10 protein-coding genes, 3 tRNA genes and 1 pseudogene are annotated in these 14,457 nt (G+C 66.1%); 6 read left to right on the top strand and 8 right to left on the bottom strand.

Annotation, left to right across the window (positions count from 1 at the left end):
* Window positions 1-13 precede the first annotated feature (13 nt).
* From ACE3QW_RS10470 to ACE3QW_RS10445, 6 genes and pseudogenes are all read left to right on the top strand, one after another.
* Entirely contained in the window at window positions 14-1,186 is a 1,173-nt protein-coding gene (locus tag ACE3QW_RS10470; RefSeq protein ID WP_374251446.1) for a hypothetical protein, read from the top strand.
* 104 nt (window positions 1,187-1,290) lie between these two features.
* Window positions 1,291-1,923 carry a UbiX family flavin prenyltransferase gene (locus ACE3QW_RS10465; RefSeq protein ID WP_374251445.1) on the top strand — a complete coding sequence of 211 codons (633 nt, stop codon included), beginning with the start codon at window positions 1,291-1,293 and terminating at the stop codon, window positions 1,921-1,923.
* Complete coding sequence (locus ACE3QW_RS10460) at window positions 1,923-3,404, top strand: UbiD family decarboxylase (RefSeq protein WP_374251444.1); 1,482 nt, start codon at window positions 1,923-1,925, stop codon at window positions 3,402-3,404. Before ACE3QW_RS10465 ends, ACE3QW_RS10460 begins: the two co-directional genes overlap by 1 nt.
* Before the next feature lie 71 nt (window positions 3,405-3,475).
* Window positions 3,476-4,000: a phenolic acid decarboxylase gene (locus ACE3QW_RS10455; protein WP_374251443.1), complete on the top strand. Its 525-nt coding sequence runs from the start codon at window positions 3,476-3,478 to the stop codon at window positions 3,998-4,000.
* A 137-nt stretch (window positions 4,001-4,137) separates the two neighbouring features.
* A complete protein-coding gene (locus tag ACE3QW_RS10450) occupies window positions 4,138-5,193 on the top strand; it encodes a hypothetical protein (protein WP_374251442.1) in 1,056 nt (351 codons plus the stop codon).
* Window positions 5,194-5,275: 82 nt separating this feature from the next.
* Window positions 5,276-5,440: pseudogene (locus tag ACE3QW_RS10445) on the top strand (DDE-type integrase/transposase/recombinase); the annotation flags it as partial.
* 427 nt (window positions 5,441-5,867) lie between these two features.
* On the opposite strand, the gene ACE3QW_RS10440 reads toward ACE3QW_RS10445, so the two are convergent.
* From ACE3QW_RS10440 to ACE3QW_RS10405, 8 genes are all read right to left on the bottom strand, one after another.
* Window positions 5,868-5,944 (bottom strand) — tRNA-Asp (locus ACE3QW_RS10440).
* Window positions 5,945-6,212: 268 nt separating this feature from the next.
* Window positions 6,213-6,288: transfer RNA gene (locus tag ACE3QW_RS10435), tRNA-Val, on the bottom strand.
* A 355-nt stretch (window positions 6,289-6,643) separates the two neighbouring features.
* On the bottom strand, window positions 6,644-6,922 hold the full coding sequence (locus tag ACE3QW_RS10430; RefSeq protein ID WP_024278722.1) for an HU family DNA-binding protein: 279 nt from the start codon (window positions 6,920-6,922) through the stop codon (window positions 6,644-6,646).
* Window positions 6,923-7,247: 325 nt separating this feature from the next.
* On the bottom strand, window positions 7,248-9,668 hold the full coding sequence (gene lon / locus ACE3QW_RS10425) for an endopeptidase La (protein ID WP_024278721.1): 2,421 nt from the start codon (window positions 9,666-9,668) through the stop codon (window positions 7,248-7,250).
* A 417-nt stretch (window positions 9,669-10,085) separates the two neighbouring features.
* Window positions 10,086-11,354, bottom strand: a complete 1,269-nt coding sequence (gene clpX / locus ACE3QW_RS10420) for an ATP-dependent Clp protease ATP-binding subunit ClpX (RefSeq protein WP_024278720.1) — start codon at window positions 11,352-11,354, stop codon at window positions 10,086-10,088.
* A gap of 477 nt (window positions 11,355-11,831) precedes the next feature.
* A complete protein-coding gene (clpP, locus tag ACE3QW_RS10415; RefSeq protein ID WP_024278719.1) occupies window positions 11,832-12,467 on the bottom strand; it encodes an ATP-dependent Clp endopeptidase proteolytic subunit ClpP in 636 nt (211 codons plus the stop codon).
* Window positions 12,468-12,566: 99 nt separating this feature from the next.
* Window positions 12,567-13,919, bottom strand: a complete 1,353-nt coding sequence (gene tig, locus ACE3QW_RS10410; protein ID WP_374251441.1) for a trigger factor — start codon at window positions 13,917-13,919, stop codon at window positions 12,567-12,569.
* A 156-nt stretch (window positions 13,920-14,075) separates the two neighbouring features.
* Window positions 14,076-14,160: transfer RNA gene (locus tag ACE3QW_RS10405), tRNA-Leu, on the bottom strand.
* Between the last annotated feature and the right edge of the window lie 297 nt (window positions 14,161-14,457).

Below are 14,457 nucleotides of genomic sequence, written 5' to 3'. Positions count from 1 at the left end.
AGGTTGCCCCAGCGTGAAAGACACGGAGCGCGAGCTCGCCGATTGCGTCGGCGCTATCTACCAGGCCGGCGCCGGGGACGGCAGTTGGTTCGACGTCGGCGACCGGATTTGCCGGATCATGGATGCCCGGCGCGCCCTGCTGGTCATCGGAGGTCCCGGAGGGGCTCGCAACTTGCTGATGCCTGCCGACGGCAGCGAGACCGCCTATTCGGCCTATTTCCACGCCAGAGACCCCTATGCTGCCAAGGCCCGCTACGACTTTGCGACAGCGCGGGCCCACCACCTCGGCAACGCGAAGCTTGGCGCCGAGCTTGTCGCCGAAACAGAACTCCTCCGCAGCGAATATTACTTCGACTTTGCGCGACATCACGAGCGTCGTCATGTGATCGGCGGCATGGCCGGCCTCACGGAGGCGACTCCGATATTGGTGTCCCGCGGCGACGACACGGGAGCATTCGACGAAACCCATGTCCGCCTGCTGAAGACGCTCATGCCGCACGTGCAGCGCGCCATTGAGCTGCGCGCACGGCTGGGGCGGGACGACGAGGCTGTGGCCCTGACACGGGCCGCCCTGGATGCGCTTCCCGTGGGCGTGAGTGTCGTCGATGCGGGGCTGAAGATCCGCTTCATCAACGATCTCGCCCGCAGGTATCTGGCTGTTCCCGATTCCGGTCTGTTCTCCATGCGCTCGGGTCCTTATGCCGGCAGTGGCGTGTACCTCGCGGCCATGTCCCGCGAAGAGGCCGGCATGCTCCGCAAGCTCGTTGCCTCCTCCACTTCAGGGGGCTCCGGGGGTGCTATGCGTGTCACCTCGCGCAACGGCACCATTGCCGCGCTGACGGTCGCCCCGGCGCCGCGGGGCCTTGCCAATGACGTGAGCGGGCGGGACGAAGGCGATGCCAGGGAGCCCTTGGCCCTCATCCTCCTGCGGCCGCTCAATCGCAAGGTGGTGCCACAGGCGGACATGCTGTGCGAGATGTTCGGCTTCAGCCGCGCTGAGGCGGAGGTCGCCGTCGCGCTCACCGGCGGTGCCAGCGCCGAGGATGTGGCGCGCGGACGCGGTGTCTCGCTCATGACCGTCCGCAGCCAGATCCGATCGATCTTGGGCAAGTCGGATGCAGAGAACCTGCGCGACTTCGAGCGCACCATGGCGACCCTCGGCGCACTCGTGCCGCAACGGCGTTGAAGGGTGTTCGGTCGGCCCGCGTCCCGCATAGACAGTTCTGACGATGAGGCCTATGGCCCGGCTGGCTAGGCTCCGTTCTATCGAACCGGGACCGGACGCACGCCATGCAAGAGCACGTCATCCCTGCGCCACGCCGGCGCATGATCGTCGGGATCAGCGGCGCCACCGGGATCATCTACGGGCTGCGCGCCCTCGAGGTGCTGCGGAGCCTCGACATCGAGACACATCTCGTCATGTCGAAGCCGGGTGAGCGCACCCTTGCCCACGAAACCGAGCTGAAGGTGCGCGACGTCCGCGCCATGGCGGACTTCAACTATCTGGATGCCGACATCGGCGCCGCCATCGCCTCCGGCTCGTTCCGCACCATGGGCATGATCGTCGCCCCCTGTTCGGTACGGAGCCTGTCCGCCATCGCCGCCGGCAACACCGACGGCCTGCTCACCCGCGCGGCCGACGTCTGCCTGAAGGAGCGCCGCCGGGTGGTCCTCATGTTCCGCGAGACGCCCGTGCATGCGGGCCCCATCCGCGCCATGGCGCAGGCCACCGAGAACGGCGCCATCGTCTTCCCGCCGGTGCCGGCCTTCTATGACCGACCCGCCTCGTTGGAGGAGATGGTGAACCATACCGTCGGGCGCGTGCTCGATCTGTACGACCTCGACGCAGGCCTGTTCAATCGATGGGGTAGCCAGCCGGACGCAGTTCCTCCCGCCGCCGCGCGCGCCAGGGGAGACGCCTGATGCCCCTCACCGATCTGCGCCTCTATATCGAGGCCCTGCGCAGCCTCGGGGAAATCCAGGAGATCGACGCGCCGGTCTCCCTCGATCTGGAACTCGGCGCCATCATCCGGCGCTGCATCGAGACCGGGGCGCCGGCGCCCCTGTTCAACGTTCTCTCCGACCACCCCGGTCGCTTCCGCATCCTTGGTGCTCCGGGCGGCACCAGCGCGCAGCCCGGCATGGAGCTCGTGCGCGTTGCTGTCGCGCTGGAGCTGCCGCCGACCACGGGCGGTCTCGCGATCGCCGAGGCCATTGCTGCGAGCCTCGACAGGCCGGCCATCGCCCCCGTGGTCGTGGACGATGCGCCGGTGTTCGAGAACATGCTCACCGGGGACGCGGTGGATCTCGCCGCGCTTCCCGCGCCGCTGCTGCACTATGGGGACGGCGGGCGCTATCTCAACACCTTCGGCTGCATCGTCGCACGCACGCCAGACGCCGCCTGGACCAACTGGTCCATCGCCCGGATGATGGTGGTCGACGGCACGCGCCTCTCGGGCATCGTGGCGCCGGAGCAGCACCTCGGCATGGTGGCGAAGGCCTGGGCGGATCTGGGCAAGCCGATGCCGTTCGCGCTGGCGCTCGGGGTGGAGCCCTCCATTCCCTTCATTTGCGGCATGCCGCTGCCGGCCCATGTCAACGAGAGCGGGCGCCTCGGTGCGCTGATGGGGCGCGCGATCAGGACCGTGCGGTGCAGGACGGTCGAGCTTGACGCTCCCGCCAGCGCGGAGATCCTGATCGAGGGACACCTCCATCTCGACGAACTCGTCGAGGAAGGCCCCATGGGCGAGTTCGCCGGCTACATCCCTCTCGATACGCCAGCGCGCCGGCCCACCTACCGGGTTTCCGCCATCAGCCACCGCGACAACGCCATCCTGCCGGTGGTGGTCGCCGGCGAACCGGTGGAGGAGAACCACACCGCCTGGGGCCTGCCCAGTTCGGCTCAGCTCCTCCACGACCTGCGCCAAAGCGGCATCCCGGCCACCACGGCCTGGATCCCGCTGCAGTCGGCGCTGCACTGGCTGGTGGTCACCGTTCCGCGCGACTGGCGCCGCCGGAGCGGCGTCGGCGAGAGCGAGGCGTTGTGCCGGCGGATCGGCCAGACGGTGTTCGCGAGCAAGGCGGGGGCGGTGATCCCCAAGGTGATCGTGCTCAATGACGACGTCGATCCGACGGACCTGAAGGAACTGGTCTGGGCCTTCGCCACGCGCTGCCATCCCCTGCTCGGCCATGCCGTGTTCGACGACATCGAGGCCGCGCCGCTTCTCGCCTATCTCCGCAGGAGCGAGAAGGTCTCAGGCCACACCGGCAAGGTCGTCTACAACTGCCTTGCACCGGACGAATGGGGCGAAGCCCTGCCGATGCGGGCATCGTTCCGCCATGGCTATCCGGCGGACATTGTCGACCGCGTGCGGCGGCGCTGGAGCGAGTACGGATTCACGTAAACGTCGCCCATCCACCCCACGTCAACAACAGCCGGTCCGGGCATCAGCCCAGCGCCGGAGAGAGGAAAGCCATGACCGACGCATTCGACTCCACCCATACGGCGGAGATCGCCGCCTTCGTGGGCAAGCACATCATCTATACTTATGCCAATGGCTGGCAGTATGAGATGTACTTCAAGAACGACCGCACCATCGACTACCGCGTGCATGGCGGCATGGTCGGCGGGCGCTGGGTGAAGGGCCAGGAGGTCCACATCGTCCGCCTCGCCGACGGCGTGTACAAGGTCTCCTGGCACGAGCCGACCGGCACCTGCGTGAGCGTCGCCTACAATCTCAATGAGAACCGCGCCCACGGCGCCACCTTCTTCCCGCGCTGGATCGAGGAGGAACCGAAGAAGATCATCGGCTTCCAGAACGAAAAGATCGACCTGATGCGCCAGTATCGCGACGCGGAGCCGACCTATCCGACCATGCTCGTCGACGAGTTCGCCGACATCACCTTCGTGGAGGAGTGCGGCCGCGACGACGAAAGCGTCATCGCCTGCGCGCCCGAGGATCTGCCCGCGGGCTATGCGACGCGCCGCAACGTGGGCTGATAGGCTCCGGCGACTGGCGGGACATGGAGCTTTCGACAATGGGTGTCGGGGACCTCAATCGTCGTCAAGCCGCCATGCTCGGTATAGCCTTGGCCGCGGCATGGCGCGCTCCGGCCCAAGCACAGACGAGATCCCCGATGCTCTATCCGGGCGAGGAATTGACCGAGGCGGCCGGCTATCCGGCTCTGGTGCGGTTCGAGCCGGGGCGCGAGGGCCTTCCCCTTGTGGTGTTCGTCACAGGAGGCGGGGTGCTCGGCCGCATCGCCTATGGACCGCCCGGAGGAAGGGCCGCCGATTTCCTTTGCCATTGGCTGCATGAGGATGGCTTCCCGTCGCTGATCCTGTCCTATCCCATCGACAACAGGGCTGTGTTCGACGCCGCATTCCCGCAGTTCTCGGTCACCGACTGGGCTGAGCAAAGCGCCGAGATCATCGCCCGCTACATGGACCGCAATGACCTGCCGGCCAACGCCATCGTGCTCGGCTGGAGCATGGCGGGGCGGATTGCAGAGCCGCTTCATGCCGCCCTGCGCGGCCGGGGAAAGGGCATCGAGCTTTTCATCGCGATGGCCGCCGCAACGGCGCTTCCCAATACCCTGCCCGGCCTCGACCACCTGAAGCCAGCCAAAAGCGGCCTCGCCGCGATCACGGGCGCCTACCTCGACTGGCTGCTCCGATGCCTCGCGGATCAGAACGCGGTGGCGGACCACTTGGTGCTCGATGCCGACGTGTTCGCCCGCGAGATGACCGGCGATTTCCCGGTCGGGCTTGCGGCATCGGCCATGCGCTACCGGGACGAAGCGTTCGTTCCCGACCCGGCCGCAGACGCGCGTGAGGTCGGCACCGCGCAGTATCGCGCCTTTCCGCCGCTCGCCTTAATGACGCATACCTCTGCGATCGACGCCCGGCACGTGCTCACCGACCGCTCCACCTGGGGCGTCTACATCACCCAGCAGCTGTGCGAAGGTCTCGTTTTCTCGCAACCGGACAAGCTCGCCGCGCTTTCCGCCGAGACATGGGCGGCGCTGGTCGAGCACGTCAGGACCGCCGCCCCGCGGCTGAGCGCGACGCTGCCGGGCAACCACATGTTCTTCCTTGGAGAGACTGGTGCGCGCAGAACCGTGCAGACGTTGAAACTGCTCAGGCAGACCGCCGCAGACGTTGCAGGTGAGATCTCACATCTTATGGACTGAAAAATCGTCCATCCCGCCCCCGATTGCGCGAGCGGCATTGTTTCCCCGCCTAATGCTCCTTCAGATTTGCCCCTCGCTGAAACGGCTACGGGACGACCGTCACCCGGCGACGCGGAGCAATGAGACCTGGGCGATGGACTTCGTCCACGACCAGCTCGCCACGGGCCGCAAGAGCCGGGTTTTGACCATCGTCGACACCTTCACGCGGTTCTCGACGGCGATGGATCCTCGGTTCAGCTATCGGGGCGTGGCTGGAGCACGAGGTCGTACGGCTGTATAAGCGCGCCGTTCGGAATAGGTATTGCGGGCTCGCGACTGTGATTGCCGTCGCTCGGGACACTCAACCTGCACCAGTCGACGTTCGGCAGCTGAAGGCCTCTCAGATCGCCCAGGATAGGCAGGGAGGGCTCGCCTTCACCGAGCGCGGGAAATCTCCCCCCAACGTTCCTGTCTGTGAGGTCCTGTCTCTCGGCGTTGAACGCCCTCTTTAAGACCCACGCGCCAGTCAATCTGGCTTCAATTCGAGAGGCTCAGGCAGCACGGCGCTTGGGTCGACCAAAACTGGCAGCCCTCGACAAACCGGAAAAAGTTGGAGCTATGGCTGTTCGAAAGTTGGAACGCCCCCGGAATCACGAACGAAAAGGGGGAAGAGTGATCCACCTCAGCACGAGGGATGGCGGGAGTGACGGGGCTCGAACCCGCGACCTCCGGCGTGACAGGCCGGCGCTCTAACCAACTGAGCTACACCCCCGGACCGGCGGAAGGTCTTGCCGACCGCCGAGGAGAGCGGCGTGGTACGGCACCCCTCCGCCCAAGTCAAGCAAGCCGCGCATTTTTTGCCGGGAAGTTGTCCACAGCCCCCTTAAGATTGAGCGCTGGCAGCACTTTGTGGCGCTGCCGGCATTGCGGGTTCTGACCGATGTTTGCGGGGATTCGCAGGGCGCGCGGAGGCGCGAACGGCCCACGTTCGCGTGGGTGGAATCGCGGATGCCGACGTGGGGAGAGGATGGAGCTGGACATGGTGGGCGGTGACGGGCTCGAACCGCCGACCCTCTCGGTGTAAACGAGATGCTCTACCAACTGAGCTAACCGCCCGGTCGTCGCAGGACCTTCCGGCGCTATAATCCGCCCAGGCCGCAGCGGCAAGGGTGGGAATGCGGCTGGGGCGTGGAACAGCGGCTGCGCGCCGGCATGGCGCGCGTGCCCGTCCGCCGGACGCCTTCAGAAAAAATGGCTTTGGGAAACGTCGGCGCGATGGCCGGATCTCGCGCCTGGCGCGCAGGCGCTTTGTGCGCCCTGAATCCACGAGGCCGGGGCTCGTCGGATCGGGGACGCTCCGCCCGGTACGGCCGGGCCGGGAGCGTCCGGATAGCCCCCCGGACATCGATCCGGAGAGGCACATGCAGCGGCATCACGGCCGGCGCAGCGTGCGCCCGGGCCGAGGGCCGGATCAGTCGTTGACGGCTTCCTTGAGACCCTTGCCGGGGGTGAACTTCGGCGCCTTGGAAGCCTTGATCTTCACCGGCTTGCCGGTGCGCGGGTTGCGGCCTTCACGGGCAGCGCGCGTCACCACGGAGAAGCTGCCGAAACCGATCAGCTTGACTTCCTCGCCATCCTTGAGCGCCTTGGCGATGATGTCGAAGGTCGCGTCCACAGCCGCAGCCGCAGCGGTCTTCGTCAGCTTCGCCTCTTCGGCCACGGCGGCGATCAGTTCGTTCTTGGTGGTCATCTGACCTTTCCTTCCGTTGTCAGAACGCGAATCGTGCAGGGCTAGCCCTGACGAACGGCGCGAGCATCACGGAAAATAAGGCTTTTGCAAGCGCGATTGGCGCCAAACCCGCACCAATGCACGATTTTGCGCTGTGCGCCTGCGAAGAGCCGGGGCGAAGGCGACGCGCGACGACACGCCGGAAGTCCATTTAAGTCATTGAAAAGACTGAGGGCGCGCCCCGCGCTCCCCGAACGTCCGGGGATGGCGGCGACACGCCCTCTGAAAAAGTTTCAGAAACTGTTGAAACAGGCCGGGTTGCGGACAATCCGGCCTGTTTTTCGCGTCAGTGGGCGACCACGCCCGCGTTGTCCTCGTCAGCGACCGGCGGGTTGTTCACCGGACGCTCTTCCCAGGTGATGGGCTCGGGCGGGCGAACCAGCGCATTGGCCAGCACCTCGTCCATGCGCGACACCGGCACGATCTCCAGCGCGTTCTTCACGTTGGCCGGGATGTCCGCCAGATCCTTGGCGTTCTCCTCGGGGATCAGCACCTTCTTGATGCCGCCGCGCAGGGCCGCAAGGAGCTTCTCCTTGAGACCGCCGATGGGCAGCACCCGGCCGCGCAGGGTGATCTCGCCGGTCATCGCCACGTCGCGACGGACGGGGATGCCGGTGATGACCGACACGATGGCCGTGGCCATGGCCACGCCGGCGGACGGGCCGTCCTTCGGGGTCGCCCCCTCGGGAACGTGGACGTGGATGTCGCGCCGCTCGAACAGGGGCGGCTCGATGCCGAAGTCCACCGCCCGCGAGCGGACGTAGGACGCCGCCGCGGAGATGCTCTCCTTCATCACGTCACGCAGATTGCCCGTGACCGTCATCTTGCCCTTGCCGGGCATCATGAGGCCCTCAATGGTCAGCAGCTCGCCGCCCACCTCGGTCCAGGCGAGGCCGGTGACGACACCCACCTGGTCCTCGCTCTCCACCTCGCCGTAGCGGAAGCGCGGGGCGCCGATGAAGTCCTCGAGATTCTTGCCCGTGACCTTCACCGACTTCTTCTTGGAGAGCATGAGCTCCTTCACCGCCTTGCGGGCGAGGGTGGAGATCTCACGCTCGAGGTTGCGCACGCCCGCTTCCCGCGTGTAGCGGCGGATGAGCAGGAGCAAGGCCTCGTTGTCGATGGTCCACTCCTTCTCGGTCATGCCGTGCTTCTGGAGCGAGTTGGGGATCAGGTGCTTGCGCGCGATCTCCACCTTCTCGTCTTCCGTGTAGCCGGCGATGCGGATCACCTCCATGCGGTCCAGAAGGGCCGGCGGGATGTTCAGCGTGTTCGCCGTGGTCACGAACATGACGTTCGAGAGGTCGTAATCCACCTCAAGATAGTGGTCGTTGAAGGTGTGGTTCTGCTCGGGGTCGAGAACCTCGAGCAGGGCCGAGGACGGATCGCCGCGGAAGTCGGCGCCCATCTTGTCGATCTCGTCCAGCAGGAACAGCGGGTTGGACTTCTTGGCCTTGCGCATGGACTGGATGATCTTGCCCGGCATGGACCCGATGTAGGTCCGCCGGTGGCCACGGATCTCCGCCTCGTCGCGCACGCCGCCGAGGGCCACGCGCACGAACTCACGGCCCGTCGCCTTGGCGATGGACTTGCCGAGCGAGGTCTTGCCGACGCCCGGAGGGCCGACAAGGCACAGGATGGGCCCGGTGAGCTTGTTGGCGCGGCTCTGGACCGCCAGGTACTCGACGATGCGCTCCTTGACCTTGTCGAGGCCGTGGTGGTCGCTGTCGAGGATCTCCTGGGCGTAGTTCAGATCCTTCTTGACCTTGCTCTTCACGCCCCACGGGATGGAGAGCAGCCAGTCCAGATAGTTGCGCACGACGGTGGCTTCGGCCGACATGGGCGACATCTGGCGGAGCTTCTTCAGCTCGTGCGTCGCCTTCTCGCGGGCTTCCTTGGTGAGCTTGGTCCGCTTGATGCGGTCCTCCAGCTCCTGCAGATCGTCCTTGCCGTCCTCGTCGCCCAGCTCCTTCTGGATCGCCTTCATTTGCTCGTTCAGGTAGTACTCGCGCTGGGTCTTCTCCATCTGCCGCTTCACGCGGGTCCGGATGCGCTTCTCCACCTGGAGCACGGAGATCTCGCTCTCCATCAGGCCGAGCACCTTCTCGAGGCGATCGGGAACCTTCAGGGTTTCGAGCACGCCCTGCTTCTCGGGAATCTTCACCGCGAGATGCGAGGCCACCGTGTCGGCGAGCTTGGAATGGTCGTCGATCTGGCTGACGACGCCGACCACCTCGGGCGACACCTTCTTGTTGAGCTTCACATAGTTCTCGAACTCGGTGACCACCGAGCGCGCGAGCGCCTCGCCTTCGACGCGGTCACCGACCTCGTCGTCGAGCGTGATGGCCTCGGCCTCGTAGAGGTCGGTCCGCTCGGTGTAGCGGGTCACCTGGGCGCGGCTGACGCCCTCGACCAGCACCTTCACGGTGCCGTCGGGCAGCTTCAGCAGCTGCAGCACGGTCGCGAGCGTGCCCACCGGGAAAATGGCCTCGGGGGCCGGATCGTCATCCGACGCATTTTCCTGGGTGGCGAGCAGGATATAGGTATCGCCGCGCATGACCTCTTCGAGGGCGCGAATGGACTTCTCGCGACCCACGAACAGGGGGACGATCATGTGGGGAAACACCACGATGTCGCGAAGCGGGAGGACCGGGAAGGTCTGGGACACTCCGGCAACGAGCGGCGGGCGCGGCTTCTGGCTCGTCATGACGCAATCCTTTCAAGAAGTGCACGCGCTGGATTTGGGCGCAGAACTGCGTTGCCGCGCGTGCACGCGGCCGGAGACGGGTGTGGATTTTCAATGCTGAAGCGGCTTTCGCCGCAGGAGGCACGAGGTCCGACCCCCGAGACCGGAACTTTCGAAAAGTAGATGGACACGCAACCTGCCCGTTTCAAGGGCACACCATTGACCTCTTTGGAGGATCGGCCCTTCCGGGCAAACGCCCCGAGAAGAGGGCGGACCGGCGCCACGGCCCCGGCCGTCATCTCCCGCCTCATGCCCCGGGCCCTGACCCGAACCGGGACCATCCGCCGGCCGGGAAGGGTCCGGGCCGGTTGAACTCCGGTCGCATCCCGCCCTCTCCCGAAACCGCGAGGTCTGGGGAGAGGCGCGGGGCCCGACACGTCACGCACTGGCGCCTGCGTCGCCGACGCGATCGGCGTAGATGTAGAGCGGGCGCGCATTCTGCTCGACGACTTCCCGGCTGATCACCACTTCCTCGACCCCCTCCAGACCGGGGAGATCGAACATGGTGTCCAGCAGGATGCCTTCCATGATGGACCTGAGGCCGCGGGCGCCGGTCTTGCGCTCGATCGCCTTGCGGGCGATGGCGCCGAGGGCCTCCTCGTGGATGGTGAGGTCCACGCTCTCCATCTCGAACAGCCGCTGGTACTGCTTGACCAGGGCGTTCTTCGGCTCGGAGAGGATCTTCTTCAGCGCCTCCTCGTCGAGATCACCCAGCGTCGCCAGCACGGGCAGGCGGCCGATGAACTCGGGGATGAGGCCGTACTTCAGCAGATCCTCGGGCTCGACCTCGCGGAACACCTCGCCGGGACGACGATCCTCGGGCGGCGCCACCTTGGCCTGGAAGCCGATGGAGGTGGAGCCCTTGGAGCGGGACGAGATGATCTTGTCGAGGCCGGCGAAGGCGCCGCCGCAGATGAAGAGGATGTTGGTGGTGTCCACCTGCAGGAATTCCTGCTGGGGATGCTTGCGGCCCCCCTGGGGAGGAACGGACGCGACCGTGCCTTCCATGATCTTCAGCAGGGCCTGCTGCACGCCCTCGCCCGAGACATCGCGGGTGATGGACGGATTGTCGGATTTGCGACTGATCTTGTCGATCTCGTCGATGTAGACGATGCCGCGCTGCGCCCGCTCGACGTTGTAGTCGGCCGCCTGGAGCAGCTTGAGAATGATGTTCTCCACGTCCTCGCCCACGTAGCCGGCTTCAGTCAGCGTGGTGGCGTCGGCCATGGTGAAGGGCACGTCGAGGATGCGCGCCAGCGTCTGCGCGAGCAGCGTCTTGCCGGAGCCGGTGGGCCCGATCAGCAGGATGTTGGACTTCGCGAGTTCCACGTCGCCGTGCTTGGTGGCGTGGTTGAGACGCTTGTAGTGGTTGTGCACCGCGACGGAGAGGACCTTCTTCGCGTGGTCCTGGCCGATGACATAGTCATCGAGGACCTTGCGGATCTCCTTCGGGGTCGGGATGCCATCCCGCGACTTCACCAGAGAGGACTTCGACTCTTCCCGGATGATGTCCATGCACAACTCGACGCATTCGTCGCAGATGAACACGGTGGGTCCGGCGATGAGCTTCCTGACCTCATGCTGGCTTTTGCCGCAGAACGAGCAATAAAGCGTGTTCTTGCTGTCGCTGCCGCCGGTCTTGCTCATCTCACGTCTCCTAACGCCCTCACGAACCGGACATTTGGACCGGCCGTCCCGTCAGGGCCTCTTATGGGTTTTGCACGAAGCAAAAACCTCGCCAAACCCGAATGTGGTGATCGACTTTGCAAAAGCCAATCACCCTGAGGCGACGCGATCAAGGCAGGCTGGCGACATTCCCCAGACCAAGGGATGCACCGCCGCCGACCCTGGGGTCGCGCCGTCCGCCGATCGTCTGCCCACGACCTTTCGCAAATCTGAACCCGGAACTCATTACGAACTCCGGACCCCGATGGTTCATGGCCCTGAAACGCGAAGGCCCCCACCATCAGGCGGGGGCCGACAACGCGGCATCCGATGCCGGCTTAACGACATGCAAGCGCGATCTTGCACCGCACGCAAGTGGGGCAATGCGAGAACGCCGGACGTGTTGCCCAACTATCGCTATCGCCCCGCCCGGCCTTGCGGCCAAGCTCGTGCTCGACCTCAGGCGGCCTTGGCGGCCTCGTCGGTCGGGCGCTTGTCGATCACGGAATCGATGAGCCCGAACTCCTTGGCGGCCTCGGACGTCATGAAGTTGTCGCGCTCGAGGGCGTTCTCGATGGCCTCGAAGGGCTGGCCGGTGTGCTTCACATAGATTTCATTCAGCCGCTTCTTGAGGCTGAGGATTTCCTGCGCGTGAAGCATGATGTCCGTCACCTGGCCCTGGAAGCCGCCGGACGGCTGGTGGACCATGATTCGGGCGTTCGGCAGCGCGAATCGCATCCCCTTCTCGCCCGCGGTCAGCAGCAGCGAGCCCATGGAGGCCGCCTGGCCGATGCAGAGCGTCGACACCGCCGGCTTGATGAACTGCATGGTGTCGTAGATGGCGAGGCCCGACGTCACCACTCCCCCGGGGGAGTTGATGTACATCGAGATTTCCTTCTTCGGATTGTCCGCCTCGAGGAACAGCAGCTGCGCCACCGCGAGGGTGGCCATGCCGTCCTCGACCGGGCCGGTAAGGAAAAGGATGCGCTCCTTCAGGAGGCGGGAAAAGATGTCGTAGGACCGCTCGCCACGGTTGGTCTGCTCGACCACCATGGGGATCAGGTAATTCATATAAGTATCGACTGGATCACGCATCTTAAGACCCCCAGGGGCGCATAGGGAGGGCGCGGGTAGAGGCACGCCGCTGCCGGCGTGCCGCGCGAATTCGTCGCAGGACGGATCGCGACCCGAGCCTCAGGCCGCCTTCTCGTCCTCGTCATCCTTGAAGAGCTCTTCCTTGGTGACCGTCTTCTCGGTCACGTTGGCGAGCTCCAAGAGGAAGTCGACGACCTTCTCCTCGAACAGGGGGGCGCGCACGGACGCCAGAGCCTCGGGGGTGCGGCGGTAATAGTCCCACACCTGCTGCTCCTGGCCGGGGAACTGGCGGGCCCGTTCGACCACCGCGCGCGTCACCTCGTCGTCGGAAACCTGGATATTGTTGCGCTCCCCGATTTCCGCAAGCACCAGGCCGAGGCGCACGCGACGCTCGGCGATGCGACGGTAGTCCTGGCGGGCCTCGTCCTCGGTGGTGCCTTCATCGGCGAAAGTGCGGCTCTGGGCGGCGAGATCCTCGTTCACCCGGCTCCACACGCCGTAGAATTCCTGCTCCACGAGGCCTTCCGGCACGTCGAACTTGTGAGTCGCGTCGAGGCCGTCGAGCAAAGCGCGCTTCACCTTCTGGCGGGCGGCGCCGGCATATTCCTGCGCAATGCGGGCCTTCACGGTCTCGCGGAGCTTCTCGAGGCTCTCCTGGCCGAGGGTCGCGGCGAAGGCGTCATCGAGCGCGATGGCGCCGGGCGCGTCGACGGACTTCACGGTGACTTCGAAGGTCGCGGCCTTGCCGGCGAGTTCCTTGGCGGCGTAGCCCTCGGGGAAGGTCACGTTGAGGGTGCGGTTCTCACCGGCGGAGGCGCCGACGAGCTGCTCCTCGAAGCCGGGGATGAAGCCCTTGGAGCCGAGCAGGACGTCGATGTCCTGGCCCTCGCCGCCCTGGAACTTCTCGCCGTCCACATAGCCGGTGAAATCGATGGTCAGGCGGTCGCCGTCGGCGGCCGGGCCTTCCTTCGTGGCGAAGGGGCGGTTGGCGTCGGCGATGCGCTGCACCGCCTCGTCCACCTCGGCCTCGGTCACTTCGACCACGGGCTTCTCGACGGAGATGTCCTTGAAGTTGCCGAGCTCGATCTTCGGCAGGATCTCCAGCTCCACGTCGTAGGCGAGGTCCTTGCCGCCATCGAGCAGGGTCTGGAACTGCGGGTCCTCCTCGGGACCCTTGATCCGGGGCTGGAGCGCGAGCTTGAAGCCGTGCTCCTCGACGATCTTGCCGTTGGTCTCGTTGACGGTCTGCTCGATGATCTCGGACATCACGGACTTGCCGTAGACGCGCTTGAGATGGGCCACGGGCACCTTGCCGGGGCGGAAGCCGTTCAGCTTCACCTGGCCCTTGAGCTCGTTGAGCCGGGCGTCGGCCCGGGCGTCGAGGTCGGCGGCGGACACCACCACACGGAAAGCGCGCTTGAGGCCCTCGGCCCCGGTCTCGGTCACCTGCATCGTCTTGCCTTCACATCCTCATCGCGCCAGGCGCGTTAACTTGAATTCAGCGCTGTCACCGGCATCCCGCGGCAATCGCCGGAGGCCGCGCGGCACGGTGGACCTGCCCCGACCGGACCGCCTTGCGGCGACCGACGCGCGGGCTTGCGGCGGCATTGGTGCGGGCGGAGGGTTTCGAACCCCCACGACTTGCGTCACGGGAACCTAAATCCCGCGCGTCTACCAGTTCCGCCACGCCCGCGGCCCCGTCTCGCCAAAGGCCCGTCGCGCCCAAAGGCCCGTCATGCCTGCGAGGTGTCGCCGGGCACGGGAACGGCACCGAAGCGCTTGAACGCACGACGCCTCCGGGCACAGCTCCACCGCTCGCGCACGAGGCCGCACGCGCCGTTCGGGTCGCGGCTTATATCATGCCCGTGCGGTCGCGCAGCAAGAAAATGGCGCCCGCAACCGCACGCTCCCCATGGCGCTCGCCTCACGGCACGACGCCGCATCTCCGCCCGCGAAGCAGGCCGGCGGAGCGTATGGCCCGGCGGACGGA

The organism is Xanthobacter sp. (genome assembly GCF_041911315.1).
GTDB classification, from domain to species: domain Bacteria; phylum Pseudomonadota; class Alphaproteobacteria; order Rhizobiales; family Xanthobacteraceae; genus Xanthobacter; species Xanthobacter aminoxidans.
Note: the sequence above shows the minus strand (reverse complement) of the source record. Positions and strands in the feature narration are given on the sequence as shown.

Bases quoted from the DNA above. Each gene is read 5' to 3' on its own strand.
- ACE3QW_RS10455 (WP_374251443.1), top strand. From the start codon at position 3,476: ATGACCGACGCATTCGACTCCACCCATACGGCGGAGATCGCCGCCTTC.
- ACE3QW_RS10430 (WP_024278722.1), bottom strand. From the start codon at position 6,922: ATGACCACCAAGAACGAACTGATCGCCGCCGTGGCCGAAGAGGCGAAG.
- ACE3QW_RS10450 (WP_374251442.1), top strand. From the start codon at position 4,138: ATGCTCTATCCGGGCGAGGAATTGACCGAGGCGGCCGGCTATCCGGCT.
- ACE3QW_RS10465 (WP_374251445.1), top strand. From the start codon at position 1,291: ATGCAAGAGCACGTCATCCCTGCGCCACGCCGGCGCATGATCGTCGGG.
- lon (WP_024278721.1), bottom strand. From the start codon at position 9,668: ATGACGAGCCAGAAGCCGCGCCCGCCGCTCGTTGCCGGAGTGTCCCAG.
- tig (WP_374251441.1), bottom strand. From the start codon at position 13,919: ATGCAGGTGACCGAGACCGGGGCCGAGGGCCTCAAGCGCGCTTTCCGT.
- clpP (WP_024278719.1), bottom strand. From the start codon at position 12,467: ATGCGTGATCCAGTCGATACTTATATGAATTACCTGATCCCCATGGTG.
- clpX (WP_024278720.1), bottom strand. From the start codon at position 11,354: ATGAGCAAGACCGGCGGCAGCGACAGCAAGAACACGCTTTATTGCTCG.
- ACE3QW_RS10460 (WP_374251444.1), top strand. From the start codon at position 1,923: ATGCCCCTCACCGATCTGCGCCTCTATATCGAGGCCCTGCGCAGCCTC.